This is a genomic window from Kribbella sp. NPDC005582 (genome assembly GCF_040605415.1).
In the GTDB taxonomy this organism is placed as follows: domain Bacteria; phylum Actinomycetota; class Actinomycetes; order Propionibacteriales; family Kribbellaceae; genus Kribbella.
This window is the reverse complement of sequence record NZ_JBEXCU010000001.1, coordinates 463,423-488,024: the sequence shown is the minus strand read 5'-3', so window position 1 is coordinate 488,024 and position 24,602 is coordinate 463,423. Positions and strand designations below refer to the sequence as shown.

The window sequence follows — 24,602 nt, the reverse complement described above, 5'->3', positions numbered from 1 at the left end:
AACCGATGTACGAAGGGGTCTACTCGGCCGCGGTGTCGATGTGGTGGGCCAGCACCAGGTCGTCCTCGGTAATGCCGCCGGCGTCGTGGCTGGTCACCCGGAAGGTGATCTTCGTGTAGCGGATGTCGATGTCCGGGTGGTGGTTGGTGGCCTCGGCGAGCTGCGCGACGGTGGCGACCAGCCGGATCCCATCCAGGAACGTGTCCCGCTCGACGGTTCGCACCAGCGTCTGGTCCACGGCCTTCCACAGCGGAATCAGGTCGCGGAGCGCGAGATCGATCTGGTCGTCCGTGAGCAGCTCAGCCATGTCGTCACTCTAGACCTTCGGACGGACTCGGCCCGCACACAGCAGCGCGAGGCCAGTCAGTACGGCGCCTGAGCTGGTGATCACGCCGAAGACCCAAGGCTGTGGGTCGCTGGCGTTGAGCGCGAGCAAGGTGCCGGTGACAGCGACTGCGGTCGCGATGCTCATCACCGAAGCCATCTGGGCGGCACTCGCGTTGCGGCCGGAGTTGCCGGCGTCGGACAGGTCGAGCATCAACACCGAGAGACTCGACGAACTGAGGCCCATGCCGATTCCCGCGATCGCCCAGCCGGTCAGCCCGAACCACACGGTCGCGTCGGTCCAGGCCAGCAACGACGTGACCGCGATACCGACGGTCATCAGTGCGAGACCGGTACGCAGTACGTTGACGCGCTGGAAGCTGTGCTCGCGCCCCTGCAACCAGGAGCCCAGCGCCCAGAACACCCCCGTGACCGACAGGCTCACGCCGGCACCTGCCGGACTGAAGTGATGCTGCAGCGTGAGCAGCAGCGGCAGGTAGACGCCAACGCCAGTGAATCCGGCACCGACGAGCCCGCGCATCGCGACCACCGCAGGGAAGCCACGCGCGGCGACGAACGCTCCCCGCGGCATCACTCGGACAGCCGCCACCCCCAGTACGACGAGCGCGACAGCGATCACCGTGCCGCCGAGCAGCTGGTGCTTGTCGAGGTGGTCACCGGTCAGCGTCAAGGTGAACAGCGCGACCGAGATCGCGGCCGCCCAGGGCAGCGCCGTACGCCAGGCAGCCAGCTCGGCGGCATGCTCAGCCGTGCGTTCGGGCTCCGGACTGTTCTGCGACTGCCGGATCGCCGGCCGCATCAGCAACCAGGTCGGGACCAGCAGTACGACGGCGCCCAGGAACACCCAGCGCCAGCCGAACTGCTCGGTGATCACGCCGGTCAGCAGCGGCCCGAAGATCGAGGGCAGCACCCACATCGCCGAGATCAGCGACATCATCCGCGGCCGCAGGACCGCCGGCAGCGTGCGGGCGACCAGCACGAGCAGCGACACATCGAGCAGACCCTCGGCGATCCCACTCAGCACTCGACCGGCGATCACCATCGGCATCGCGACAGCGAACCCGATCAGCACCTGCGCTAGCCCGAACGCGATCGCGCCGAGTCGCAGCGTCCGGATCGGTCCGTGCCGATCCGACCACAGCCCGGCGACCGCGAGTGAGAACACGAAGCTCGCATTCGGTGCCGCATTGGCCAGCCCGAAGCTCCCCAGTGCGTCGAACTCGCGCACCATCGTCGGCAACGCCGTACCGACAGCGCGGTTCTCCAGTGCGCTCAAGGTGACCAGGCCGATCACCCCGAGGGCGAGCGGCAGGTGGGAGCCGCTGAACAATCTCGGCGGGCTGGTCGACACGTCTGCGGTCATTGCGCCATCCTCGGAGTTCAAGCGGGCTTGAGGTCAATCGTGGCCTTTTACCGGGCTCCAGTTTTCTCGGGGATGCGGAAGATCAGGACCAGCACTCGGAGGACCAGCACCGCGCAGATCACCAGCAGGTTATAGGCGAACAGTTGGTACAGGCTGATGCTGGTGGTCACTCGCGGGCCGCCGTCGATGCCGAGCAGGAGCACGGCCATCAGGCCGGCGGTCGCGCCGAGGACCGCGAGCAGGACCTGGTGCAGGAGACCGGTCAGGTGCTGACGATCGCGTTCGTCGGCGAGCAGCCGGACATTGAGACCGAGCCGACCACTCTCGGCCGCGGCGGCGATCCGGTCGATCCGCCGCGGCAGTCTCCGCAGCATCGGCAGGATCGAGGCCAGCTCCTCGGTCGCCGTACGGCGTAGTGCGTCGGGGGTGAGCCGGTCGGTGACGTGCGCCGAGGCGAACTGACGCGACGCGGCAACCAGGTCGAACCCGGGGGAGATCCGGCTGATCGTGCCCTCGATCGTGGCCAGTGCCCGGAACACCGCCGCGACCTCCGGCGGTACGCCGAGTTCGTGCGAGGTGATGATCTTGAACAGGTCGTTGAACATCGCCGGCCCGATCGACACCGCGCCGGTCAGATGCCGGGTCATGAACTGCCCGACCGAACGCTCCAGACCGCGCTCGTCGATGACGTCCGGGCGGTCGACGATCTCGAGCAACGCATCGGTGGCGCCGACCGGGTCCCCGTGGTCGATGGCGAGCAGGAAGCGCTGCAGGGCCTCGCGGGTCGCCGGGTCGAGCCGTCCGACGGAGCCGAGGTCGAGCATGCCGATCCGGCCGTCGGTGAGCAGCAGGAAGTTGCCCGGATGCGGGTCGGCGTGGAACACGCCGTCGATCGCGACCTGGCCGAGCAGACAGTCGAAGAGGCTCCGGCCCAGCTGCGCGGCATCCAGTCCGCGTTCCGCGATCGTCTGTGCTGCGTTGCCGAGGCCGATCCCGTCCAGTCGCTGCATGGTGAGCACCCGCTGGGTGGACAGGCGGGCGTGGAGTTCGGGTACGACGATGTCGTTGCTGGCGGCAAGCGACTGTCCGGCCGCGACTGCCGCCATGTTGCCGGCTTCGACGGTGAAGTCGAGTTCCTCCCGCATCGCCTCCGCGAACCCGTCGGCCAGTGCCCGGACGCCCATCGAGCGACCCCAGTCGGTGTTCCGCTCGAGCAGCCGGGCGAGGCGCCGTACGATGTCGAGGTCTCGGTCGACCACGCTCGCGATCCCGGGGCGCTGGACCTTCACCACGACCTGCTGCGCCTCCGCGGTCCGGAGGGTCGCCGTGTAGACCTGCGCGACGCTGGCCGCGGCGAGCGGTTCGGTGCCGAAGTCGTCGTACACCTGACTGGGCGGAGCCCCGAGCTCCTCCGTCAGTACCTGCTCGATCTCCGCCCACGGCGCCGGCGTCACCTGATCCTGCAGCCGACTCAACTCGTTCGCGACCGACAGCGGAATGACGTCGCTCCGCGTCGACAACACCTGCCCCAGCTTTACGAACGTCACTCCCGCATCGTCCAGCGCCAGCCGCAACGACCGCGCCAACTCCGCCTGCCCCGCCGCATTCTCCCGCCCCGGCCGCCGCCGACCCCGCAGATACGGCCCCAGCCCGTGCTTGATCGCGATCCGCAAAATCTGCAGATACCGCCGCGTCCGCGCCACCCGGCCCCGCCACGTCCCGCCGCAAATCCCGGGCCCGAGGCAACGACCCCGTCGGCACCAACGCCTCCGCCAGCACCAGAAACACCAGCCCGCACAACGTCGCACACAACGTCGTCAACCCCACGAACGCAACCGCCGCCGCATTCGACCCCGTGAACGGCAACGGCCCCACCAACGCATTTGCGATCGGACTGAACGTCGACAACGTCAACGCCGCCGCCACCCCCAGCCGCACCAGCCCGAACCGCACCCCCAGCAACCGCTGCGCCACCGGAATGAAAATCACCATGAACACAACCAGGCTGAACACCCCAGCGATCGCAACATCCATCCCCGAACCCTAGGCCGTGCGCGCCAGACTCCGGTTCACCCACACGGGTGAGCCCACCCCGGTCCTCGCCCCTGCCCAAGCTGCCCATGAATCACCCGAACGACAGGACGTATACGCCCACTCGCCCCCTGGAGCCGTCGCCGGTGAGCGCGCGACCCGCGGCAGTGGACCTATACGTCCTGTCGTTGCGCGGATGGGTGGGATGCAACCGGCTGCGCGGTGACCTGCTGGCGCCGACCGGGCGTCGTGCGGTGATGCTGCTGCGCGCCGTGGGCCTATCGCCCACCGGTTTTCGCATCCGTCTGCCCGCGATGCTTGCCGCCGTCCCACTCGCAGGCATCGCAGCACGCGCCGCGTAGATGGTCGGTAAGGACACGTGGTGTGTGGTTGTGGCTGGCGGTTCACGCTTGGCTGGTCGCGTGGGAGGACCTTGAAGTCGACTACTACGTGTCCTTGGCGACGACGTCCAGGGCCCGCCAGCCACCGCTTGCGTCAGGTGGTCTGTACGCCTGGTCGAGTTCGGTGGTGGAAAAGCCTTGTCGCGCGGGGGCGGTGGGCGCCTAGGGTCGGGGCATGGGTGAGGGCGACTGGAGGGACAGCGGGTTCAGGGAGCGTCGGCCTTCCGAGGAGACTCTTGACTGGGTTGCGGCGTCGATGGGGCGGGGCAGTCGGGTTGTTGGGTATCGGCGGATGACGGGTGGCGTGTGCTCTGCGGTGCATCGGCTGACTGTTGAGCGTCGTGGGGTACGGACATTTGTCGTACTGCGGCAGTACCCGGCGGGGCTTGGGTTGGAGGAGGCCCTGGAGCAGGAGATCGCCAACCTGGGGGTGGTGGCGGGGAGTGGGCTGCCGGTTCCGGGGATCTTGGCTGCTGATGTTGCGGGTGCTGCGACGGGTGGGGCGCCGGCGTTGGTGATGACGCGGTTGCCAGGGCATGTTGAGTTGAGTCCTGCGGAGCCTGGGGTGTGGCTGAGGCGGATCGCGGAGATGGCGGCCTTGGTGCATTCGGTGGATCTTCCCGCGAAGACGTTCAGGCCTTGGACGGATTCTTGGATCGCTCCGCGGGGCGAGTTTCGGGTGCCTGTCGGTGGGCAGAAGCCGGAAGTGTGGGAGGCGGCGTTCGGAGCCATGGAGGCGGAGCCGCCGGAGGACGAGGCTGTGTTTCTGCACTGCGATCTGCTGCCGGTCAACTTGTTGTGGTCGCGCGGGAGGATTACTGGGCTGACCGACTGGAACGGGATCCATCGGGGGTCGCGTGCGGTCGACGTCGGGCACTGCCGGAGATACCTGGCGGCGCTCTACGAGCCCGAGTGGGCCGAGGAATTGCGGTCGCTCTACGAGTCGATCGCCGGGGTGACGCTCGATCCGTGGTGGGACCTGTATGCCTTGCTGCACTATGACGACAGCGCGTCGAAGTGGATCAGTAACCAGGTCGCCGGACGCCGTCCGGTCGATGTGCCCGGGATGACTGCCCGGGTCGAGGCGGCGGTTGAGACAGCACTACGGCGCCTCGGTTAGCTACCAACAGAACTGCGCCCGACCGCACAGGCGGTCGGGCGCAGCAGGGAAGCTAACCGGGTCAGACGCGGCGGCGGATCTTGTTGCCGAGCCAGACGATCGGGTCGTACTTGCGGTCGACGACGCGTTCCTTCATCGGGATCAGGGCGTTGTCCGTGATCTTGATGTGTTCGGGGCAGACCTCGGTGCAGCACTTGGTGATGTTGCAGAAGCCCAGGCCGTGTTGTTCCTGAGCGGCGTGCTGGCGGTCGGCGGCGTCGAGCGGGTGCATGTCGAGCTCGGCGATGCGCATCAGGAACCGGGGGCCGGAGAAGGATTCCTTGTTCTCCTCGTGGTCACGGATGACGTGACAGGTGTCCTGGCACAGGAAGCACTCGATGCACTTGCGGAACTCCTGCGAGCGTTCGACGTCGACCTGCTGCATCCGGTACTCACCGGGCTTCAGATCGGCCGGCGGCTTGAACGCGGGGACCTCGCGGGCCTTCTGGTAGTTGAAGGAGACGTCGGTGACGAGGTCCTTGATCACCGGGAAGGTCCGCATCGGGGTGACCGTGACGGTCTCCCCTTCCTCGAAGGTGTTCATCCGGCACATGCACATCAGCTTCGGCATGCCGTTGATCTCGGCGCTGCAGGAGCCGCACTTGCCGGCCTTGCAGTTCCAGCGGACCGCCATGTCGGGGGTCTGCGTGGCCTGCAGGCGGTGGATGACGTCGAGGACGACCTCGCCCTCGTTCACCTCGACCTCGTAGTCCTTCAGCTCACCGCCGTCGGCGTCCCCACGCCAGACCCGGAACTTGGCCAGGTAACTCATCGTCGTCCTCGCTTCGCTGCGGGCGCCAATGAGTGGAACTCGCTGTGCATATTGGTGTCCTCGCTTCGCTCAGCCACGAGGGAGCTCCTCTTCGGTGAGGTACTTCTTCAACTCGTCGCGCTCGAACAGTTCGAGCAGGTCGTCGCGCATCGGGATCTGGTCCTTCTTGACCACGGTGACGCCGTCGCCGTCGCTCTGCAGCGAGCAGACCAGGAGCACCTTGCGCCAGTCGGCGCTCATGCCGGGGAAGTCGTCGCGGGTGTGACCGCCGCGGGACTCCTCGCGGAGCAGGGCCGCCTTGGCGACGCACTCCGAGACGGTAAGCATGTTGCGCAGGTCGAGGGCGAGGTGCCAGCCGGGGTTGAACTGGCGGTGTCCCTCGACCGTCATCTTCGCGATCCGGCCGCGGAACTCGGCCAGCCGCGCGAGCGCCTGCTCGATCTCGTCGGCCTTGCGGATGATCCCGACCAGGTCGTTCATCGACTGCTGGAGCTCTTGGTGGATCGTGTACGGGTTCTCCCCGCCCTCGAGCTCGAACGGCGCCAGGGCCTCGGCCGCGGCAGCGTCGATGTCAGCCTCGGAAATACGAGGCCGGTTCTCGCCGAGCGACTCGACGTACATCGCCGCACCGGCGCCGGCGCGACGGCCGAAGACCAGCAGGTCGGAGAGCGAGTTGCCGCCGAGACGGTTCGAGCCGTGCATCCCGCCGGCGACCTCACCGGCGGCGTACAGGCCCTTGACCGAGGACTGCGCGGTGTCCGGCTCGACCTCGACGCCACCCATCACGTAGTGACAGGTCGGGCCGACCTCCATCGGTTCCGCGGTGATGTCGACGTCCGCCAGCTCCTTGAACTGGTGGTACATCGACGGCAGCCGGCGCTGGATCTCCTCGGCGGGCAGCCGCGAGGAGACGTCCAGGAAGACGCCGCCGTGCGGGGTGCCGCGGCCGGCCTTGACCTCGGAGTTGATCGCGCGGGCGACCTCGTCGCGGGGCAGGAGCTCCGGTGGGCGCCGGTTGTTGTCGGCGTCCTTGTACCAGCGGTCGGCCTCTTCCTCTGTCTCCGCGTACTGCGCGCGGAACACGTCGGGCACGTAGTCGAACATGAACCGCTTGCCTTCGGAGTTCTTCAGTACGCCGCCGTCGCCGCGCACCGACTCCGTGACCAGGATCCCCTTCACCGACGGCGGCCAGACCATGCCGGTCGGGTGGAACTGGATGAACTCCATGTTGATCAGCGTCGCGCCGGCCCGCATCGCGAGGGCGTGACCGTCACCGGTGTACTCCCAGGAGTTCGAGGTGACCTTGAACGACTTGCCGACACCGCCGGTGGCCAGCACGACCGCGGGGGCGTCGAACAGGATGAACCGGCCGGACTCGCGCCAGTACCCGAAGGCGCCGGAGATCGCGTCGCCGTCCTTCAGCAGCTCGGTGACCGTGCACTCGGCGTACACCTTGAGGTTGGCCTCGTAGTCGCCGGTGGCCTCGAAGTCCTCCTGCTGCAGCGAGACGATCTTCTGCTGCAGGGTGCGGATCAGCTCCAGGCCGGTGCGGTCGCCGACGTGCGCGAGCCGCGGGTAGGTGTGACCGCCGAAGTTGCGCTGGCTGATCTTGCCGTCCGGCGTCCGGTCGAACAGCGCGCCGTACGTCTCCAGCTCCCAGACCCGGTCGGGGGCTTCCTGCGCGTGCAGTTCGGCCATCCGCCAGTTGTTCAGGAACTTGCCGCCACGCATGGTGTCGACGTAGTGCGTCTTCCAGTTGTCGTTCGCGTTCGCGTTGCCCATCGCGGCCGCGCAACCGCCCTCGGCCATCACGGTGTGCGCCTTGCCGAACAGCGACTTGCACACGATCGCGGTGCGCTTGCCCTGTTCGCGGGCCTCGATCGCCGCGCGCAGACCGGCGCCGCCGGCCCCGATCACGACGACGTCGTAGGTGTGTCGTTCCAGCTCAGTCATGTCTCGGAGATCCTCAGTTCAAGAAGCGCAGGTCGGAGAACCAGCCGGCCGACAGCGCCATGATGTAGAAGTCGGTCAGGATCACGGTGAACAGCGACGCCATCGCGAACGTGCCGTGCTTCGGGTTCAGCTTGGACACGAAGGTCCAGTACCGGTACCGCAGCGGGTGCTTGGAGAAGTTCTTCAGCCGGCCGCCGACGATGTGCCGGCAGGCGTGGCACGACAGCGTGTAGAGCCAGAGCATCACCAGGTTGATCCAGATGATCAGCGTGCCCAGACCGATGCCGAAGCCGCCGTCCCTGCCGTGGAAGGCGAGTACGCCGTCGTAGACGTTCAGCAGACCGAAGACCAGCGCGCCGTAGAAGAAGTAGCGGTGCAGATTCAGCGCGATCAGCGGGAACTTCCGCTCACCGGTGTACGCCTTGTGCGGCTCGGGCACCGCGCACGCGGCCGGCGCGAAGAACAGCGACCGGTAGCCCGCCTTGCGGTAGTAGTAGCAAGTACCGCGGAAGCCGGCCAGTACGGCGAACGTGATGATGCTGTACGGGATGAAGACCGGGAACTTCGGGAACCAGGTGCCGAGGTGACTCGAGCCGGGAACACAGCCGTCGTTGATACACGGCGAGTACAGCGGAGTCAGGTAGTGGAAGTCACCCACCCAGTACCACTTGTTCATGAAGATCCGGATCGTCGCGTAGACGATGAAGAAGGCCAGGATCACGCCGATCCGCAGCGGCGCCAGCCACCAGCGATCGGTCCGTGCGGTCTTCAGTCCGACCTGTGCGCGCCCCGGTGAGTCGACTCCGTGCGTCATCAGGGTGCGTGCCGATCGGGTGCGCCGAAGCCTTCGTGCTCCGCGTCTGTCCACATGGACGCGTCATACTCCACGTCGGGAATCTCCTCGAGGTCCTCCGGAACCGGTCCGGGTCTGTGCTTCGGGTCGGGCGGGCCGAGCTCGGCCAGGTCGTCGCTCAGCCGGGCGACGTCCGACACCAACCGGCGGATGCCGAGGGTGTCGCCGTATTCCTGACTGAGCTTGCCGACGGCCGCATGCAGCGATTCGAGCGCGCGGACGACCGGCGCAACGGCGCTGTGACCTTCACCCATGCCGACTCCAGTGATGGTGTTGTAGCTGTCAGTATGGGCACACTTTGCCGCGCGGAGGCAGGCAACGGAAGACCTCTCGGTACGGCGTGTTTCTACTTAGGGTCGCCTCAGTTGCCGACGGCCGACGAGTGGAGTAATGGAGTGAATCCGGCCTTCAGCACAACGAGATTCGCGGGTGGGGTCAGCACCTCGACCTCGATCGTGCCCGGTGGCCGGCGCGCGTTTTCGTAGCCCTGCCACGACCATGGCAGCACTTGCCCCGCGAGCACCAGGGCCGGACGGCCGTCGTACCGGATCATTGCGCCGTCGGGTAGCTCGGCCAGCGGTCGCACGGTGGTGCGTTGCCGACGGGTGCGGGACTCGACGCGTTGACTGTGCAGTACGGCGTCCATCGCGGGCGCACGCGCGCGCTCAGCGAGGCCATGTCCCCGTGCCCAGGCCCCGGCGTACCGCAGGAAGTCGTTGCGGCGGCAGTAATGACAAGGACGATGACCGGCCGCGAGTGCCACCGCTTCGTCGAAGAAGAACAAGGCGGTCCAGCGCCCGGGTGGCATCGGATCGCGCTGAACTCCCTTCCAGTCAAGGACGCAGCAGATCCAGGCTTTCGAGCGCCAGCGCGTGACGCCCAGGCGGCGATCCGGGCCGTGCAGACTGCCGCGGTTGCCCATCAGCAGGCCGCGGCCTGGCTCGGCCACGATCTCCTGAGTGGGAAGAACCCTGTTCTGCAACGGCATGTGGCCGATCGTGCCGGAGGCCACCGACAGTTTTTCGTTGCAGGTCTGGCAGAGTCCACCTGTGCAGATTGTTGTCGGAGTTGCCGTCGTGCGGGGCGATCGGGTGCTGGCGGCGTACCGGCCGGGGCCCGACGGTGGATGGGAGTTCCCGGGCGGGAAGGTCGAGCCGGGGGAATCCGAGGCGCAGGCGGGAGCCCGGGAGTTGCGGGAGGAGCTGGACCTGGAGGTCGAGATCGGCGCCTCGCTGGGACCCGGCGTGGACATCTCCGACAAGTACCGGCTGCACGTCTACCGCGCCACGATCATCCAGGGCGAGCCGGTACGGCGGGAGCACGCGGAACTGCGCTGGTTCGCGGCGACCGAACTGGTCGAGGCGGACTGGCTGGTACCGGATCGACCGTTCGTCCGGGTGCTGCGCGACCAGTTGTAGTGGCGGAAGTCACATTCTGCCCCGAAGTCGTTCCGGAACCACTCGATCACGCTGAGAAAACGGCCCCGACCGCAACTGTATGGGTCGTTTGTATGGGTTGTACCTGGTGAGTGGTCTACACCGACGACGAGAATCCTTCTGCACGCTACTGGGGAGGAGTGAGGAATGTCGGTGTATCAGGTCGTTCCATCCGTCCGGAGGGAAGACGTCGTCGGTTCGGCCGATGTCTGCGAGATCTACGAGCTGGGCGCCCGGCGGCAGTCGCCGGCGGCGGTCAAGGAGCTGACGAGCCGTCAGATCGCGATCGGGCGGATGCTGTCCACCGGGACGAAGGACGCCGCGATCGCCCGTGAACTGGGGCTGTCGCTGCGGACCGTCCGGGCCGAGGTCAGTGCGCTGGTGGTCGGGCTCGGCGCCAAGTCGCGTTTCCAGGCCGGTTGCCTGCTGGTCCGCCGGTTCGGCTGATCCAGCTGGGCACCGGCAGCTCGGGAATATCTGTCGGTGCCCCGACGTAGTCTCTGGACATGGCTGATCTTCCCGACCGCCGGCTCCTGCTGGTGCACGCCCACCCGGACGACGAGACCATCAACAACGGCGCCACGATGGCGCGGTATGTGGACGAAGGCGCCCACGTCACGCTGATCACCTGCACCCTCGGTGAAGAGGGCGAGGTGCTGGTCCCGGACCTGGCCCATCTGGCCGCCGACCAGACCGACCAGCTCGGCGTGCACCGGATCACCGAGCTGGACGCCGCGATGGCCGAGCTCGGCGTCACCGACCACCGCTTCCTCGGCGGCCCCGGCAAGTACCGCGACACCGGGATGATCTACAACGACGAGGGCAACGCCGACGTCCCGCCGGACACCCGGCCGGACAGCTTCTGGCAGGCCGACCTGCTGACCGCGGCGAACGATCTGGTCCCGGTGATCCGGGAGATCCGCCCGCAGGTCCTGGTCACCTACGACCAGTACGGGAACTACGGTCACCCCGACCACATCCAGGCGCACCGCGTCGCGACGTACGCCGCCTCGCTCGCCGCGGCGCCGTCGTACCGGGAGGACTTCGGGCCGGCCTGGGACATCCCGAAGATCTACTGGAACGCGATGATCGAGTCGCGGCTGCGCGACAGCCTGCGCGCGCTGCGGGAGGCCGGCGACACTACGACCTTCGAGGGGATGGACCCGGAAGGGCCGCTCGGCCCGTTCGTGACCCCGGACCGGTTCATCGACGCGATCATCGACGGCCGGGCCTACATGGACCGCAAGATGAACGCGATGAAGGCGCACGCCACCCAGATCACCGTGGACGGCCCGTTCTTCGCGCTGTCGAACAACAACGGCAACGAGATCTGGGGCGACGAGGGCTATCGCCTGGTCAAGGGCACGGCGGCGCCCGGCCCGAGCGGCGTCGAGGACGACCTGTTCGCCGGCCTGGCGTGACCGTCCCCACACGCCTGCGCCCGGCAGCGGTCAGTCGCCGGGCATAGGCTGCTGGGGTGTCGTTGCCCGAGCCCAGTGGGATCGTGCCGCCCGGGGAGTTCCGGGCGGCGCTGGGTCAGTTCGCGGCCGGCATCCTGATCATGAGCACGCTGCAGGACGGCGTCGCCCACGCGATGACGGCGAACGCATTCACCTCCGTGTCGCTGGATCCGCCGCTCGTGCTGGTCTGTGTGGACAAGGGCGTGCGGATGCACGACGCCGTCCTCGACTGCGGCTACTGGGCCGTCTCCGTGCTGGCTGCGGACCAGCAGGCGCTGGCCGCCCGGTTCGCGCGGTCCGGACGCGACCTGCTCACCCAGTTCGACGGCGTCGCGATCGAATCCGGACCGAAGACCGGCTGCCCGGTCATCGCCGGCTCACTGTCCTGGCTGGAGTGCCGGACCTGGGCGACGTACGACGGGGGCGATCACACGATCGTCGTGGGCGAGGTGCTCAGTCTGGGGCTCGGTGAGCCTGGGCGCGGTGCGCTGATCCATCACGCCAGTCACTACCGGGAGTTGCCCGCGAGCTGAGCGTGGCGCTGGTGCGCAGGCGGGGACTTTGGGAGCAGGCGGGGCCTGCCCCAAGGGTCGGAGGGGCCTGCCCCGTCACGTAGGATGTTCGCTTGTGTCCTGAGCGGATACAGCCTGACCATGGGTGCCCTGCGGCGCCAGGGCTTTGAGCAGGAGGACTTCGTCCGGTGGGGAAGAAGCAGCTCGCGGGGATCATTGCCGCGGCAGGACTAGGCGTGTTCGTCGTGGGGTACGGCGCCGCGTTCGCGTTCGCCGGGGACAAGATTCCCGGTGACACCACCGTGCTCGGCATCCCGCTCGGCGGGCTGTCGGAGGCCGACGCCAAGGCCAAGCTCGAGGCCGGTCTGAAGGACCGCGTCACCGCGCCGATCAAGTTCTCGGCCGGCGACTCCGCCACGACGTACTCGGTGAATCCGGTCGAGGCCGGACTGGGCCTGGACTACGCGGCGACCGTCGAGCAGGCCGGCGCGGGCCGCAGCCTGGCCCCGGCGCGGATCTGGCGCGCGCTGACCGGTGGCTCCGCGGTCGAGCCGGTCGTCGCCAAGGACGAGGCGAAGCTGAAGGCCGCGATCGAGAAGCTCACCCAGCAGGTGAACCGCCCGGCCACCGAGGGCACGATCACTTTCGAGGGCACCAAGCCCGTCTCGCACAAGCCGGCCGAAGGGCTCGAGCTGGACGCCGCGAAGGCGACCGACGTCGTCGTCAAGGCTTACCCGGGCGGCGCCGACGCGGCGGACCTGCCGGTGCAGGTAACCCAGCCGCAGGCCAGTTCGGACGCGATCAGCAAGGCGATCAGCGAGTACGCCGAGCCCGCCATGTCGGGTCCGATCCGGCTGACTGTCGGTGACAAGTCGGTCTCTCTGAGCCCGTCCGAGCTCGCGCCCGCGCTGACCGTGACGGTGAAGGACGGCAAGGTCACCCCGTCGCTGAACGCGAAGCTGCTGGAGCCGCTGTTCCAGAAGCGGTTCAAGGCACTGGAGACGCTGCCGAAGGACGCCACCTTCGAGATCGCGGGCGGCAAGCCCAAGGTCGTCCCGGCCGTCGACGGCATGGTCGTCGACCGCGCCAAGGTCGTCCCGGCGATCCTGTCGGTGCTGCCGAAGCCGTCCGGTGAGCGCAAGGCCTCGGTCGGCCTGGCGAACTCCAAGGCGAAGGTGACCACCGAGCAGGTTCAGGCGCTCGGCATCAAAGAGGTGATGGGGGAGTTCACCACCGAGTTCCCGCACGCGCCGTACCGCAACACCAACATCGGTACGGCGGCCCGCAAGATCAACGGGACGCTGCTGAAGGCCGGCGAGACGTTCAGCCTGAACAAGATCGTCGGCGAGCGGACCAAGGAGAACGGCTTCACCGAGGGCAACATCATCAGCGGCGGCAAGTTCGTCCTGGACCTCGGCGGCGGCGTCTCCCAGTCCGCGACCACGACTTTCAACGCGGCGTTCTTCGCCGGGCTCAAGGACGTCGAGCACAAGGCGCACAGCGTCTACATCAGCCGCTACCCGATCGGTCGCGAGGCGACCGTCGCGTGGCCGTCGGTGGACCTGAAGTTCCTCAACGACTCCGGTCACGGGATCTACATCCAGACCATCTTCACCGCGTCGAAGCCCGGTAGCCAGGGCCGGCTCACGGTGAAGATCTGGGGCACCAAGGTCTACGAGATCAAAGCGCGGGCCTCCGGCAAGTCGAACAACCGCGCCCCTGGCCTGGTCTACAGCCAGGAGGCCGACTGCCGTCCCCAGGCGCCGACCGCCGGCTTCGACATCACGATCTTCCGGGACTTCTACCGGAACGGCGCGAAGGTCAAGACCGAGCAGTTCACCACGCACTACAACGCGGCCGACGACATCCGCTGCGGCCCGAAGCCCGGCACCGAGACTCCGGCCGTGCCCCCGAACAGCCAGGGCACGCCCCGCAAGCCCAGCTGAGCTCCTAGCTACGGCGCAAGCTCAGCCGCGGTGCAAGGTGTGGAGGCCGGCGGCGACCTGGTTGAACAGGTCCTCGCCGATCACCGCGCCCTCGCGCCGTACCAGCGCCGGCTCGACCCGCAGTACCCGGTCGAGCCGGACCTCGCTGTTGCGACCCTCGCGGTCCCAGGCGCCCTTGCCGATGTCCATCCAGACGCGGCCCCAGCGCGCCTCGTCGGCGGCGTCGCGGTCGTGGTCCTTGCTGGTCAGGATCAACGCGAGCAGGTACGGCCCGTCGGAGCCGACCACGAGCACCGGCCGGTCCTTGCCGCGCTGATGGTCCTCCTCGAACGGGACCCAGGTCCAGACGACCTCGCCCGGATCCGCCACCCCGTCGTCCGGATGCGGCGTGTACTCCACCCGCACCGTGCCTTCGAAGTCCCCGGGGTACTCAGGACGCTCCACCACGTGATCCGCCATACCGACGAAGCCTAGCGGGACGGACTCACCAGATAGCGGTACCGATAAGCCTCGACGTAGCCGAGCCGCCGGTACGCCGTCACAGCGGGCAGATTGCTCTCCAGGACCTCCAGATAGGTGCGGCGGCCGCCCTGAGGCCCTGCCCACCGCGCCAGCCCCTGTACGACGGCTGCCGCGAGCCCCTGACCGCGGTGCCCGGGCAACACCCGCACTGCGTCGATTCCCAGCCAGTGACCGGTCATCGAACCACGTCCGACCGCCACCAGCTCGCCGTCGACCGCGATCGACGCGAAGACGGCCTTCGGCGCCCCCTCCAGTACGACCGGTGCGGGCGCGGGAACCGGTCCCTCGAATGCGACGCCGTACCAGGCGTCGTCGGGGCGTTCGGCGAGCTGAACGTCGTACGGGGGGAGGGCGTTCACGTGGTCGAGCGTCGTATGCATGACCAGGACGTCCGAGCGGTCGGGGTGAGCGTCGATCCAGCCTTGCTCCTGGAACTCGGCCGCGGCCGGACTGTCGAGGCGGACGTGCGCCTGCGGCGGCAGACCTCGGTCGCGGTAGAAGGCCTCAACGCGCTCCAGGGCCTCGCTGAGTGGCATTCCAGGGCTGCCGACGGGGAGCACCGAGTTTCCACGGCCCGTCCAGCCCGACGATGCCCGCAGCAACCACTCGCCCAGGTGCACCGTCTCGGCCGCCGGCCGGCCCAGCGCGGTCGTCAGGAAGAGCTGGTCGACGTCGACCCGCCGCAACGGCATCTCCGGGATCGGCTTGGCCGCGGTGACCGCGGCGATCTCGATCTCGTGCCGGCTGCTGTCGGCGTGCCGAACCACGAGCCGGCCGTCCCGATGGCCCTCGAGCACGCCGATGACATCGGTCAGGCCACCCTCGATTCGGTGCCGGACCACCACACGGTGTCCGATATCACGGGTACCAAGGCCTGACACGATCCGGACTCCTGGCAGAGTGGGCAACGTATTACCGTGATACTAGTGTCCTGAGTCAGGCGTTCGACGGCACCGGAGGCGCCCAGGCACGCACCTCGCTGCGTTGGAGGAGCATCCACGATGAACACCACATCGAGGACGCCCCTCCGCCTTGCGAGGCACGCACCTGAACACCTCCGGCGCTCGCCGACCGCCTGACTCAGGACACCGACTCTCGCACCACCGCATCGCAGCAACCTCAGGACCGCCGCTGCGCTTGCCTGCCATAGGAGGAGTAGCAGTGACCTACGTCATCGCGCAGCCGTGTGTTGACCTGAAGGACCTCGCGTGTGTCGAGGAGTGCCCCGTCGACTGCATCTACGAGGGCAACAGGATGCTCTACATCCACCCCGACGAGTGCGTGGACTGCGGAGCGTGCGAGCCGGTGTGTCCGGTCGAAGCCATCTACTACGAGGACGACACCCCGGAGCAGTGGAAGGACTACTACACCGCGAACGTCGACTTCTTCACCGACCTGGGCTCGCCCGGTGGCGCGTCCAAGATGGGCAAGATCGACAAGGACCACCCGTTCATCGCCGCGCTGCCCCCGCAGGAGCACGACGAGGACTGAGCACGTGGCGGAGGTGGGGTACCCCGTACCCCACCTCGTCAGCCGACGTTGACCTCGGCCTTGGCGAGGATCTTCTCGTTCGCCAGCCGAGTGCCGAACCAGGCGAGCAGTGACCCCGGCAGGCCCCAGGCCGCGATGGTGACCAGCGTGCGGATCATCGCCTCCTCGGCCGAGTCCGACGACTGGGTCCAGATGCCGACGGCCGCATGCACGCCACCGTCGAGCCCGATGCCCAGCATCACGTAGGCGATCACGAGCAACAGCCGCCCAAAGCGATCGGCCGCGCCGCGCGTCCGGGCGCCCCGCCACAGATAGCGCCCGATCGTGAACACGATGATTCCCCAGAAGGCCGCCGCCATCCCGTCGGCCACGTGCACCGGCGGACCGTCGCCACGGAACGCGTCGAAGCTCTGGATGACCCCGACTGCCGCCACGAGGCCGTAGATGGTCAGGCAGATGCCTGCCACGATCAACACGAGTCCGGCCAGGTTGAACAGGATGTTCGGCCGGTGCCTTGCCCCCAGATTCGCCATGCACTCAGGGTGAGCGCGAGCCTTCAGACAGTCTTCAGGTCAGTTGTCGAGGACGTCGACGTGCACGTGGTCGAGATGCCGGAGGATCTTCTGGTCGCCGGCCCGCTCAGGCGGTGTGTAGTCGCGCCAGCCGCTGTCGGACTGGCCGCCCGCCGTCCAGATCTTGTCGCTGAAGATGATCGTGCGGATGTTGAGCTTCTTGGCCCGAGCGGCCAGGTACTGCGCCATCGCCCAGCCCTTGGTCGTGTTCGCCGCGGTGATCGGCCGCACGAAGACGTCGACCGCCCGGCCCTCGTAGTGCGCCGACCCCTCCATGTGCCCGCTCTGGATCCCGCCCGGCGCATAACCACCGGTCGACAGCTTCCCGAACGTCGCCAGCAGATCCCGCCGTACGGCGTCCGCGCGGGGCGTCAGCCCGTTCTTGCCGATCGTCTGCGCCGGTACGTCGTCCGGGTTGACCGTGCAGCTGAAGACGGCCTTCGAGTTGCCGGTGAGCGCTGATGCGAGCACGCGGGCGTCGGCCTCGTGGTCGGCGTACGCGTTCGGGAAGGCGCTGTGCTGGACCCGGTCGGCCGCGACCGTGATCGGGAGCGTCTGGTAGTTCTTGATCTTCACCAGGGCGTCGTAGAACTTGCCCGACGAGTAGTGCGGATCCTGCACCTGCTTGGTCGTGCCCCAGCCCTGCGACGGCCGCTGCTGGAACAGTCCCAGCGAATCCCGGTCGCCGTGCGCGAGGTTGCGCAGCCCGGACTCCTGGTACGCCGTGGCGAGCGCGATCGTGACCGCCCGCCCCGGCAGCCCACGCCGTACGGCGACGCCCGCGATGATGGCGGCCGACTCGGCCTGCTCCAGGTCCAGCTCGACCGTCGCGCCGTTGACCGTGGCCTCGCACTGCTCCGGCGGTGGCAGCAGCGGTCCGAGGTCCTTGCCGCCGATCCAGGCCACGGCTCCGCCGATGACGAGGCTGAGCGCCCCGATGGACCCCAAGGCGACGAGGACGCCTCGCTTCATCGGCATACCGCTCCCAACGTCCGGGAGCGGCGGCCTGGTTCCCAGGTGGTGGTCACGATGTGGTTGACGCTCGAACGTGCCTCGCGGTTGGCGCGAGCACGGTTGACGCGATGATCACGCGTTCGCGTGCGGTGCCGATGATCACGCGTTCGCGTGCAGGGCCTCGTTGAGCGTGATGCCCTCGCCCTTGCGCGGCCGGGCCTCGACCGCGCCGGTGACGGAGTTGCGCAGGAACAGCAGCCCAGGCTGACCGGACAGATCGCGGGCCTTGACCACGCTGCCGTCCGGCAGGGTGACCTTGGTACCGGCCGTCACGTAGAGCCCCGCCTCGACCACGCAGTCGTCACCGAGCGAGATCCCGGTTCCGCCGTTCGCGCCGAGCAGGCAGCGCTTGCCGATCGACACGACCTGCTTGCCGCCGCCGGACAACGTGCCCATGATCGACGCCCCGGCCCCGATGTCGCTACCGTCGTCGACCACGACACCCGCGACGATCCGGCCCTCGACCATCGACGTACCGAGCGTGCCGGCGTTGAAGTTCACGAATCCCTCGTGCATGACGGTGGTGCCCTCGGCCAGGTGCGCACCCAGCCGGACGCGGTCCGCGTCACCGATCCGGACCCCACTCGGTACGACGTAGTCCGTCATCCGCGGGAACTTGTCCACACTCGTCACGCTCAGGTGCTGACCGGCGGCGCGAGCCCGCAGCCGCACGTGCTCGATCTCGTCGACCGGCACCGGCCCGACCGAGGTCCAGGCGTTGTTCGGCAGGGCGCCGAAGATCCCGTCCAGGTTCAGGCCGTGCGGGCGGACCAGGCGGTGCGACAGCAGGTGCAGCCGCAGGTACGCGTCCGCCGTCCCGGCCGGCGCCTCGTCCAGCGCGATCTGCGTGCTCACGACCTCACGCCGTACCTGGCGGAGCTCGTCGTTGCCCTCCGCCGCGACCAGCTCGGCCGGCGCCTTCACGTCCGCGGGCTGCTCGCCCAGCTCGGGCGCCGGGTACCAGACATCCAGCACAGTGCCGCCGGCGGTAACAGTCGCAAGGCCGAAGCCCCAGGCATGGGTCACGTCAGTCATACCCACAGCCTAGTGGTCTACCCAGCGGAGCAACTTTCCGTCCGCCGGTGACGTCTTTAAGGTCATACGCCCACTGAAATGCGAGGCTGAGATGACCGTCCCCGTCATCAGCATCACTGATCTGTCCTGTCCGCCGGAGGATCCGGGCGACCACCTCGATCTGCTTCTGGCCTACGGCCTGCCCGAGCTGGACCTGCGCGCGGTGATCCTGGACGGCCGCGATCCCGGCGTGACCGCGGTCAGCCGGCTGAACGCGATCTTCGGCCGCGACGTGCCGGTCGCCTGGTGCCCGTCCACGCCGATGCGCGACCCGAACGACAGGATGTACGACGCTCCGCCGTCCCAGCAGCGGGGTGCCGACCTGCTCATCCACGCTCTCGCGGACAGCCCGGAACCGGTACACCTCCTGTCGTTCGGGTCGGCCCGGCCGGTGGCGGTCGCCTACAACCGGGCGCCGGAGGTCTTCCACGAGAAAGTTGCCCGGATCCACCTTTCGGCCCGGGACACCGATCTCGACCCGCAGGCCGGCGTCCGCATCGTGGACACCGGCCTGCCGCTCTCGCGCTACAGCGCTTCGTGGGAGCTGCCGGATCTGAAGTGGATCGAGGAGATGCACCCGTGGTTGCGGCGCTATCTCGGGTCCGCGCTCGGCCCGTCAGCGAGGCCGGATTTTCTGCGGGACCTCGAGGACGACGCAGCGGCCGACGTGATGGCAGACATCTACCAGCGCAGGCACACGGTCCGGACGACCGCCCTGTGGTTGGAGGTGTCGGGCCGGCAGCTGGTACGGCGTACCGACGGCTCGCACGCGATCATCCCGGCCGCCGAGGTGTCGGCCGGAGATACCGTGACCAGCAACGAGCAGGTGCTGATCGAGGCCTGGCCCGCGCTCTATCAGTCGTTATCTCCGAGCGGTCTCAGCTGACTCGTGATCTACTCGTCGGATGCTTCCTGGTTGGCTTCCTCCGGTTGTTCTCGAGGCGACACAGGCTCCGGAGGTCGAGGCGCTGCACGGTGACCTGCTGCGGAAGTGGGCGTCGTCGGAGGTCTGGCGTCTGTCGTACGGCCTGCGCAGTGTGATCGTGAAGCGCGGAACGGGCAGCCAGTCGAGCGAGGAGGCGGCGTACCAGCGGTTCGTGATTCCGCTGGAGCTGCCGGCGCCTCGACTCCTGTACGCCGAGGGCGGCGTGCTGGTCCTCGAGGATGTCGGCCGGGTGACGCTCGAGCAGGAGCCCACGGCCGAAGGTTTCGTGGCGGCGGCCGAGTTGCTCGCCAAGATCCGTACGGCGCCGGTCGAGGGTGCGAGCGAGTTCCCACCCGAGCGGGTGAAGGAGCTCGCGGCTCGGATCGGACGGATCGCCTTCGACGTGTCGCCGCTGACCGAAGCGCTCGCGGACCTGCACGCGCAGACGCCGTCGCGGGTGGTCCACAGCGACTTCGTACCGAAGAATCTGGTCACCGACGGCTTCCGTTGGACCGCGGTCGACTGGCCGCTGGCCCACCTGGCACCACACCTCAGCGACCTCTACACCCTGATCCGCGACGCAGTTGCCCTCGGCCACGATCGGGGGCCGATCGTGGCCCAGTACGTCGAGGCGGCCGGTGTGGATCCCTTCCTTGTCGACCGCCAGATCCTGGTCGGCGGCGCCTGTTTCTGCCTGCGGGCGCTCGACTTCGTGGTCGCCGAAGGACTGCAGACCATCCCCGAATCCGTGGACTGGATCGACCCGTTGCTGGCCGAGCTGGCCGACCTCGTGGAACAGCTCTCGTGAGGCTGCTGGTTCTCGGCGGTACGAGGAATCTCGGTCGGCACGTCGTCGAGGCCGCGCTGCGATCCGGTCACGAGGTCACGCTGTTCAACCGCGGTACGACGAACCCGGGATTGTTCCCGGATGTCCGGCGGGTGATCGGCGATCGCGCGGACCCGTCGGCCCTGGCCGCGGGGGAGTGGGACTGCGTGATCGACATGTCCGGTCTGCTGGTCAGCGATGTGCGGTTGAGCGCAGAGGTACTGCGAGATCGGGCCGGTCACTACGTCTTCATGTCGACGATCGGTGTGTACGCGGACAAGGCGACGCCCGGTCAGGACGAGTCGGGGAAGTTGCTGCCCTGGCCGGTCGATGCCCCGGACAACGAGTTCACGATGGACCTTTACGGCCCGGCGAAGGTGCGTTGCGAATCGTTGCTCGCAGCCACCTTCGGCAGCCGGACCGCCGCCGTGCGGTCGGGGTTCGTGGTCGGTCCCTACAACCCGGATTTCGGGAACTGGGGGACGGCGCTCGCGAGCGGCGGCCGGATGGAGTCCGCGGCCGGGCCTTCGCAACCCGTGCAGTACGTCGATGCTCGTGATCTGGCCGACTTCCTGCTCCGGTGCAGCGAGCTGTCCGGTCCGTTCAACGTGGTGGGTCCGACGCGGACGATGGGCGAGCTGGCCGCGGCCTGGCGGTCCGTCGTACCGGATCCGGCGCCGATGGACTGGGCGCCGGCGGTCGACCGCTTCCACCTGAACGACGAAGGGCTGTTCCGGCTGGACAACAGCCGGGCGCTGGCGGCCGGGCTGCGGCTGCGGACCGACGAGGAGATCGCTCGGGACTACGTGGCCTGGATCCAGGCGGGGAACATGCCCCCGGACCCGCCGCACTGAAATGTCATAACATTGCCGCCGTGATCCTTGAGACAGGTGGAGGGCCGGGCGGCCCGACCAGCCCGCGGGCAGGCTTCAGCAGCATCGACGCCGTGCGGTACGGCGGGACGACCGGTGGTCGGCAGGAGGCGTCGCTGAGTGTGACGGCCGGTCTGATCGAGCCCGGTCAACGGCTGCGGTACAAGGTGTATCCGGAGCTCGACGACCGCCTCGCGTACGACGCGACGTACGTGGCGGTGGATCTGGTCTTCACCGACGGTTCCCGGCTCTCCGAGCTCGGGGCGCAGGATCAGTACGGGTACGCCTTCGACGCTGTTGGTCAGGGTCTTGCGAAGGTCTTGTATGCCGACCAGTGGAACGACGTTCAGGTCTCACTCGAGGTGGCGGTCGGCAAGACGGTCGCGGACGTCGTACTGACTGTTGACGCGCCGACCTCTGGATCTGCCTTTGTGGGGTGGATCGACGACGTCGAGATCGGTGCCGCGCCTGCGCCGCTGGACGGTTCGGACCTCGCGGCGTACGTCGACACTCGACGGGGGACCAACGCGAGTTTCGCGTTCTCCCGGGGGAACACGCTGCCGATCACCGCGTGGCCGAACGGGTTCAACTTCATCACGCCGGTCACGGACGCGTCGACGTACCGGTGGGCATACGAGTACCACCGGCTGAACAACGCCGACAACCTGACCGAGTTGCAGGGGCTGACGTTCTCGCACCAGCCGAGTCCGTGGATGGGCGACCGTGATCAGCTGACGATCATGCCGGTCACAGCTGAGACACCGCTGGGCGATCAGGTTGCACGGGCGGCGGCCTTCAGTCACGGCGACGAGGTTGCCCGGCCGGACTTCTATTCGGTGCGCTTCACCGACGGGCTACTGGCCGAGTTGGCGCCGACCGATCACGGAGCGATCTTCCGATTCACGTTCCCGGCGGATGCGGCCGGCCGGCATCTGGTCATCGACACGATCGACGAGAACGGCGCGTTCGGGTACGACGACGGTGTGTTGACCGGCTGGGTCGAGAACGGCGCGGAGGCCGGGCGGACGCGGATGTTCTGCTACGGCGTCTTCTCGGCTCCGGCGCGTTTCGGCCCGGCCGATGGCGGGCGCGCCAACGCACGCGCGGCGAGCTTCGACGTGGACGAGGTGACGCTGCGGATCGCGACGTCGTTCATCAGCGTGGAGCAGGCTCGGCACAACTTGTCGCTGGAGCTTGAAGGACGGTCGTTCGAGGAGATTCGGCAGGCGGCCAACGAGATCTGGAACGAGCGGCTGGCGGTGATTCGTCCGGAGGGCGCGACCGAACCGCAGTTGCGCACGGTCTACGGCAACCTCTACCGGCTCAACCTCTACCCGAACTCACACTTCGAGAACACCGGTACGGCGGAGGCGCCGTCGTACGCGTATGCGTCTCCGGTGCTTCCGGCCGTTGAGGGTCAGGCGGTGGTGAGGCCGGGGAAGATGTATGTGAACAGCGGCTTCTGGGACACCTACCGGACCGCGTGGCCGGCGTACGCGTTCCTTTATCCGACGCTGGCGGCTGAGCTGGTGGACGGGTTTGTGCAGCAGTACCGCGATGGTGGGTGGATCGCGCGTTGGTCGTCGCCGGGATATGCGGACTGCATGACCGGTACGTCGTCGGATGTGTCGTTCGCGGATGCGTACCTGCGTGGGGTCGAGCTGGCGGACCCGTTGACGACGTACGACGCCGGACTGCGGAACGCGACCGTCGTACCGGAGGCAACCGAGGTCGGGCGAAAGGGTGCCACGACCGGGTTCTTCAACGGGTACGTCAGCAACGACACCGAGGAGAGTGTGTCGTGGTCGCTGGAGGCGTACCTGAACGACTTCGGGCTGGCCGCGATGGCTGCGCAGTTGGCGGAGGTCTTCCCGGAGCGCAGTGAGCAGCTGCGCGAGGAATCGGCGTACCTCTATCGGCGCTCGCAGAACTACGTGCTGCTCTTCGACCCGGCGATCAACTTCTTCCAGGGCCGGCGGCCGGACGGTTCGTTCGCCCGCACGCCGGAGGAGTTCGACCCCTGCGAGTGGGGCGGCGACTTCACCGAGACCGACGGCTGGAACTTCGCCTTCCACGTCGCCCACGACCCCCGCGGCCTCGCCGGTCTGTACGGCGGTCCGCGCGGGCTCGAGGCCAAGCTCGACGAGTTCTTCGCGACGCCCGAACTGGCCACCAAGAAGGGCACCTACGACATCGTCATCCACGAGATGCTCGAGGCGCAGGCTGTCCGGATGGGGCAGTTCGGCTTCAGCAACCAGCCCGCACACCACATCGCGTGGATGTACAACTACGCCGGCGCTCCGCACAAGACGCAGGCCATCGTCCGCGAGGTCCTGGACCGCCTGTACGTCGGCGAGCAGATCGGCCAGGGCTACCCCGGCGACGAGGACAACGGCGAGATGTCGGCCTGGTACCTGTTCGCCGCGCTGGGGCTCTACCCGCTGCGCGTCGGAGCGCCCGAGTACACGATCGGCTCGCCGCTCTTCCCGCGGGTCACCGTTGCACCGCTCGGCGGGAGTCCGCTCGTCATCACCGCCTCGAACGTCGAACACCCTTATGTCCAAGAGCTTCGCGTCGACGGCAAGCCGTTGCCCGTAGCATCGATCACGGATGCTGCTGTGCAGAGTGCCTCGGTTGTCGAGTTCGTCCTGGGCTCGGAGCCGTCCGACTGGGGCACGCTGGAGTCTCCGCCGTCGCTGTCGTCGGAGGTCCCCGTTCCGCTGGTCGACCTGATCCCCGCCGACCCGTCGAATCCGTTGTTCGACAACACCTCTGCCACGTCGGCTTCGGTCGACTCGGTCGTCGAGTGGTCCCTTCCGTCGCCGGAGGCCGCAGCCTTCTACACCCTCACCTCAGCTGCTACCGACGCTCCCAGCACCTGGCGCCTCGAAGCATCCCTCGACGGCATTGCTTGGTCCGTCCTGGACGAGCGCACCGACGAAACCTTCCCCTGGTCCCACCAACTCCGCCCCTTCCAGATCCCCACCCCCGCGCCGTACCAGCACTACCGCCTGACCTTCCCCGCCCCCGTCACCCTCACCCAGATCGAACTCCTCGCCTAACCACCCATCCCGA

General features: G+C 68.0%; 25 protein-coding genes. 12 read left to right on the top strand and 13 right to left on the bottom strand.

Going from position 1 to position 24,602, the window contains the following annotated elements; translation table 11 throughout:
* Positions 1-19: 19 nt before the first annotated feature.
* Genes ABZS29_RS02345 through ABZS29_RS02335 form a run of 3 tightly spaced genes read right to left on the bottom strand, consistent with a single transcriptional unit; the run spans position 20 to position 3,411 of the window.
* A complete protein-coding gene (locus ABZS29_RS02345) occupies positions 20-307 on the bottom strand; it encodes a 4a-hydroxytetrahydrobiopterin dehydratase (RefSeq protein WP_355457771.1) in 288 nt (95 codons plus the stop codon).
* 9 nt (positions 308-316) lie between these two features.
* The gene (locus ABZS29_RS02340; protein ID WP_355457769.1) at positions 317-1,708 is read right to left on the bottom strand and encodes an MFS transporter; all 1,392 of its coding nucleotides are present in this window, start codon (positions 1,706-1,708) and stop codon (positions 317-319) included.
* 47 nt (positions 1,709-1,755) lie between these two features.
* Positions 1,756-3,411: an AarF/UbiB family protein gene (locus tag ABZS29_RS02335; protein ID WP_355457767.1), complete on the bottom strand. Its 1,656-nt coding sequence runs from the start codon at positions 3,409-3,411 to the stop codon at positions 1,756-1,758.
* Between the two features lie 152 nt (positions 3,412-3,563).
* Here ABZS29_RS02335 and ABZS29_RS02330 point away from each other — a divergent pair, with 152 nt between their 5' ends.
* Complete coding sequence (locus ABZS29_RS02330) at positions 3,564-3,755, top strand: hypothetical protein (protein WP_355457765.1); 192 nt, start codon at positions 3,564-3,566, stop codon at positions 3,753-3,755.
* A gap of 677 nt (positions 3,756-4,432) precedes the next feature.
* Positions 4,433-5,260 carry an aminoglycoside phosphotransferase family protein gene (locus ABZS29_RS02325; protein ID WP_355457763.1) on the top strand — a complete coding sequence of 276 codons (828 nt, stop codon included), beginning with the start codon at positions 4,433-4,435 and terminating at the stop codon, positions 5,258-5,260.
* Between the two features lie 61 nt (positions 5,261-5,321).
* Here the strand turns inward: ABZS29_RS02325 and ABZS29_RS02320 are convergent, their stop codons facing one another.
* The 5 genes from ABZS29_RS02320 to ABZS29_RS02300 all read right to left on the bottom strand — a co-directional run bounded on the left by ABZS29_RS02320 (position 5,322) and on the right by ABZS29_RS02300 (position 9,865).
* Entirely contained in the window at positions 5,322-6,071 is a 750-nt protein-coding gene (locus ABZS29_RS02320; protein WP_355457762.1) for a succinate dehydrogenase/fumarate reductase iron-sulfur subunit, read from the bottom strand.
* Between the two features lie 69 nt (positions 6,072-6,140).
* Positions 6,141-8,024 carry a fumarate reductase/succinate dehydrogenase flavoprotein subunit gene (locus ABZS29_RS02315; protein WP_355457761.1) on the bottom strand — a complete coding sequence of 628 codons (1,884 nt, stop codon included), beginning with the start codon at positions 8,022-8,024 and terminating at the stop codon, positions 6,141-6,143.
* Positions 8,025-8,037: 13 nt separating this feature from the next.
* Positions 8,038-8,838: a hypothetical protein gene (locus tag ABZS29_RS02310; RefSeq protein WP_355457759.1), complete on the bottom strand. Its 801-nt coding sequence runs from the start codon at positions 8,836-8,838 to the stop codon at positions 8,038-8,040.
* A complete protein-coding gene (locus ABZS29_RS02305; protein WP_355457758.1) occupies positions 8,838-9,131 on the bottom strand; it encodes a hypothetical protein in 294 nt (97 codons plus the stop codon). The genes ABZS29_RS02310 and ABZS29_RS02305 overlap by 1 nt, the downstream gene beginning before the upstream one ends.
* 107 nt (positions 9,132-9,238) lie before the next feature.
* The gene (locus ABZS29_RS02300) at positions 9,239-9,865 is read right to left on the bottom strand and encodes a hypothetical protein (RefSeq protein WP_355457756.1); all 627 of its coding nucleotides are present in this window, start codon (positions 9,863-9,865) and stop codon (positions 9,239-9,241) included.
* On the opposite strand from ABZS29_RS02300, the gene ABZS29_RS02295 reads away from it, so the two are divergent.
* The 5 genes from ABZS29_RS02295 to ABZS29_RS02275 all read left to right on the top strand — a co-directional run bounded on the left by ABZS29_RS02295 (position 9,837) and on the right by ABZS29_RS02275 (position 14,231).
* On the top strand, positions 9,837-10,295 hold the full coding sequence (locus tag ABZS29_RS02295; RefSeq protein WP_355457754.1) for a (deoxy)nucleoside triphosphate pyrophosphohydrolase: 459 nt from the start codon (positions 9,837-9,839) through the stop codon (positions 10,293-10,295). The two genes, ABZS29_RS02300 and ABZS29_RS02295, sit on opposite strands and share 29 nt — an antisense overlap.
* A 165-nt stretch (positions 10,296-10,460) precedes the next feature.
* The gene (locus ABZS29_RS02290) at positions 10,461-10,760 is read left to right on the top strand and encodes a LuxR C-terminal-related transcriptional regulator (protein ID WP_355457753.1); all 300 of its coding nucleotides are present in this window, start codon (positions 10,461-10,463) and stop codon (positions 10,758-10,760) included.
* Between the two features lie 59 nt (positions 10,761-10,819).
* Complete coding sequence (mshB, locus tag ABZS29_RS02285) at positions 10,820-11,734, top strand: N-acetyl-1-D-myo-inositol-2-amino-2-deoxy-alpha-D-glucopyranoside deacetylase (protein WP_355457751.1); 915 nt, start codon at positions 10,820-10,822, stop codon at positions 11,732-11,734.
* A gap of 56 nt (positions 11,735-11,790) precedes the next feature.
* On the top strand, positions 11,791-12,306 hold the full coding sequence (locus ABZS29_RS02280) for a flavin reductase family protein (protein WP_355457749.1): 516 nt from the start codon (positions 11,791-11,793) through the stop codon (positions 12,304-12,306).
* A 167-nt stretch (positions 12,307-12,473) separates the two neighbouring features.
* Entirely contained in the window at positions 12,474-14,231 is a 1,758-nt protein-coding gene (locus ABZS29_RS02275; protein ID WP_355457747.1) for a VanW family protein, read from the top strand.
* 21 nt (positions 14,232-14,252) lie between these two features.
* On the opposite strand, the gene ABZS29_RS02270 is transcribed toward ABZS29_RS02275, so the two are convergent.
* Both ABZS29_RS02270 and ABZS29_RS02265 read right to left on the bottom strand, forming a co-directional pair.
* Positions 14,253-14,690, bottom strand: a complete 438-nt coding sequence (locus tag ABZS29_RS02270) for a type II toxin-antitoxin system PemK/MazF family toxin (protein WP_355457745.1) — start codon at positions 14,688-14,690, stop codon at positions 14,253-14,255.
* A gap of 11 nt (positions 14,691-14,701) precedes the next feature.
* Entirely contained in the window at positions 14,702-15,598 is an 897-nt protein-coding gene (locus tag ABZS29_RS02265) for a GNAT family N-acetyltransferase (RefSeq protein WP_355457743.1), read from the bottom strand.
* 316 nt (positions 15,599-15,914) lie between these two features.
* On the opposite strand from ABZS29_RS02265, the gene fdxA reads away from it, so the two are divergent.
* On the top strand, positions 15,915-16,244 hold the full coding sequence (gene fdxA, locus ABZS29_RS02260; protein WP_355457742.1) for a ferredoxin: 330 nt from the start codon (positions 15,915-15,917) through the stop codon (positions 16,242-16,244).
* Between the two features lie 38 nt (positions 16,245-16,282).
* On the opposite strand, the gene ABZS29_RS02255 is transcribed toward fdxA, so the two are convergent.
* The 3 genes from ABZS29_RS02255 to dapD form a co-directional block, all read right to left on the bottom strand.
* Complete coding sequence (locus ABZS29_RS02255; protein WP_355457740.1) at positions 16,283-16,777, bottom strand: hypothetical protein; 495 nt, start codon at positions 16,775-16,777, stop codon at positions 16,283-16,285.
* 39 nt (positions 16,778-16,816) lie between these two features.
* Positions 16,817-17,794 carry a hypothetical protein gene (locus tag ABZS29_RS02250; RefSeq protein WP_355457738.1) on the bottom strand — a complete coding sequence of 326 codons (978 nt, stop codon included), beginning with the start codon at positions 17,792-17,794 and terminating at the stop codon, positions 16,817-16,819.
* Between the two features lie 135 nt (positions 17,795-17,929).
* Positions 17,930-18,865: a 2,3,4,5-tetrahydropyridine-2,6-dicarboxylate N-succinyltransferase gene (gene dapD, locus ABZS29_RS02245; RefSeq protein WP_355457736.1), complete on the bottom strand. Its 936-nt coding sequence runs from the start codon at positions 18,863-18,865 to the stop codon at positions 17,930-17,932.
* A gap of 91 nt (positions 18,866-18,956) precedes the next feature.
* On the opposite strand from dapD, the gene ABZS29_RS02240 reads away from it, so the two are divergent.
* Genes ABZS29_RS02240 through ABZS29_RS02225 form a run of 4 tightly spaced genes read left to right on the top strand, consistent with a single transcriptional unit; the run spans position 18,957 to position 24,589 of the window.
* Entirely contained in the window at positions 18,957-19,790 is an 834-nt protein-coding gene (locus ABZS29_RS02240) for a hypothetical protein (RefSeq protein WP_355457734.1), read from the top strand.
* Positions 19,791-19,809: 19 nt separating this feature from the next.
* Positions 19,810-20,637, top strand: a complete 828-nt coding sequence (locus tag ABZS29_RS02235; protein ID WP_355457732.1) for a phosphotransferase — start codon at positions 19,810-19,812, stop codon at positions 20,635-20,637.
* Complete coding sequence (locus tag ABZS29_RS02230) at positions 20,634-21,509, top strand: NAD-dependent dehydratase (protein ID WP_355457730.1); 876 nt, start codon at positions 20,634-20,636, stop codon at positions 21,507-21,509. Before ABZS29_RS02235 ends, ABZS29_RS02230 begins: the two co-directional genes overlap by 4 nt.
* A 20-nt stretch (positions 21,510-21,529) precedes the next feature.
* Positions 21,530-24,589: a GH92 family glycosyl hydrolase gene (locus ABZS29_RS02225; RefSeq protein ID WP_355457728.1), complete on the top strand. Its 3,060-nt coding sequence runs from the start codon at positions 21,530-21,532 to the stop codon at positions 24,587-24,589.
* The last annotated feature ends 13 nt before the right edge of the window (positions 24,590-24,602 follow it).

Excerpts from the sequence above, each read along its gene's own strand:
- ABZS29_RS02250 (WP_355457738.1), bottom strand. The coding sequence starts at position 17,794 with ATGCCGATGAAGCGAGGCGTCCTCGTCGCCTTGGGGTCCATCGGGGCG.
- ABZS29_RS02235 (WP_355457732.1), top strand. The coding sequence starts at position 19,810 with ATGCTTCCTGGTTGGCTTCCTCCGGTTGTTCTCGAGGCGACACAGGCT.
- ABZS29_RS02305 (WP_355457758.1), bottom strand. The coding sequence starts at position 9,131 with ATGGGTGAAGGTCACAGCGCCGTTGCGCCGGTCGTCCGCGCGCTCGAA.
- ABZS29_RS02290 (WP_355457753.1), top strand. The coding sequence starts at position 10,461 with ATGTCGGTGTATCAGGTCGTTCCATCCGTCCGGAGGGAAGACGTCGTC.
- ABZS29_RS02270 (WP_355457745.1), bottom strand. The coding sequence starts at position 14,690 with ATGGCGGATCACGTGGTGGAGCGTCCTGAGTACCCCGGGGACTTCGAA.
- ABZS29_RS02300 (WP_355457756.1), bottom strand. The coding sequence starts at position 9,865 with ATGCCGTTGCAGAACAGGGTTCTTCCCACTCAGGAGATCGTGGCCGAG.
- ABZS29_RS02310 (WP_355457759.1), bottom strand. The coding sequence starts at position 8,838 with ATGACGCACGGAGTCGACTCACCGGGGCGCGCACAGGTCGGACTGAAG.
- ABZS29_RS02320 (WP_355457762.1), bottom strand. The coding sequence starts at position 6,071 with ATGAGTTACCTGGCCAAGTTCCGGGTCTGGCGTGGGGACGCCGACGGC.
- dapD (WP_355457736.1), bottom strand. The coding sequence starts at position 18,865 with ATGACTGACGTGACCCATGCCTGGGGCTTCGGCCTTGCGACTGTTACC.
- ABZS29_RS02345 (WP_355457771.1), bottom strand. The coding sequence starts at position 307 with ATGGCTGAGCTGCTCACGGACGACCAGATCGATCTCGCGCTCCGCGAC.
- ABZS29_RS02255 (WP_355457740.1), bottom strand. The coding sequence starts at position 16,777 with ATGGCGAATCTGGGGGCAAGGCACCGGCCGAACATCCTGTTCAACCTG.
- mshB (WP_355457751.1), top strand. The coding sequence starts at position 10,820 with ATGGCTGATCTTCCCGACCGCCGGCTCCTGCTGGTGCACGCCCACCCG.
- ABZS29_RS02240 (WP_355457734.1), top strand. The coding sequence starts at position 18,957 with ATGACCGTCCCCGTCATCAGCATCACTGATCTGTCCTGTCCGCCGGAG.
- ABZS29_RS02315 (WP_355457761.1), bottom strand. The coding sequence starts at position 8,024 with ATGACTGAGCTGGAACGACACACCTACGACGTCGTCGTGATCGGGGCC.
- ABZS29_RS02325 (WP_355457763.1), top strand. The coding sequence starts at position 4,433 with ATGACGGGTGGCGTGTGCTCTGCGGTGCATCGGCTGACTGTTGAGCGT.
- ABZS29_RS02340 (WP_355457769.1), bottom strand. The coding sequence starts at position 1,708 with ATGACCGCAGACGTGTCGACCAGCCCGCCGAGATTGTTCAGCGGCTCC.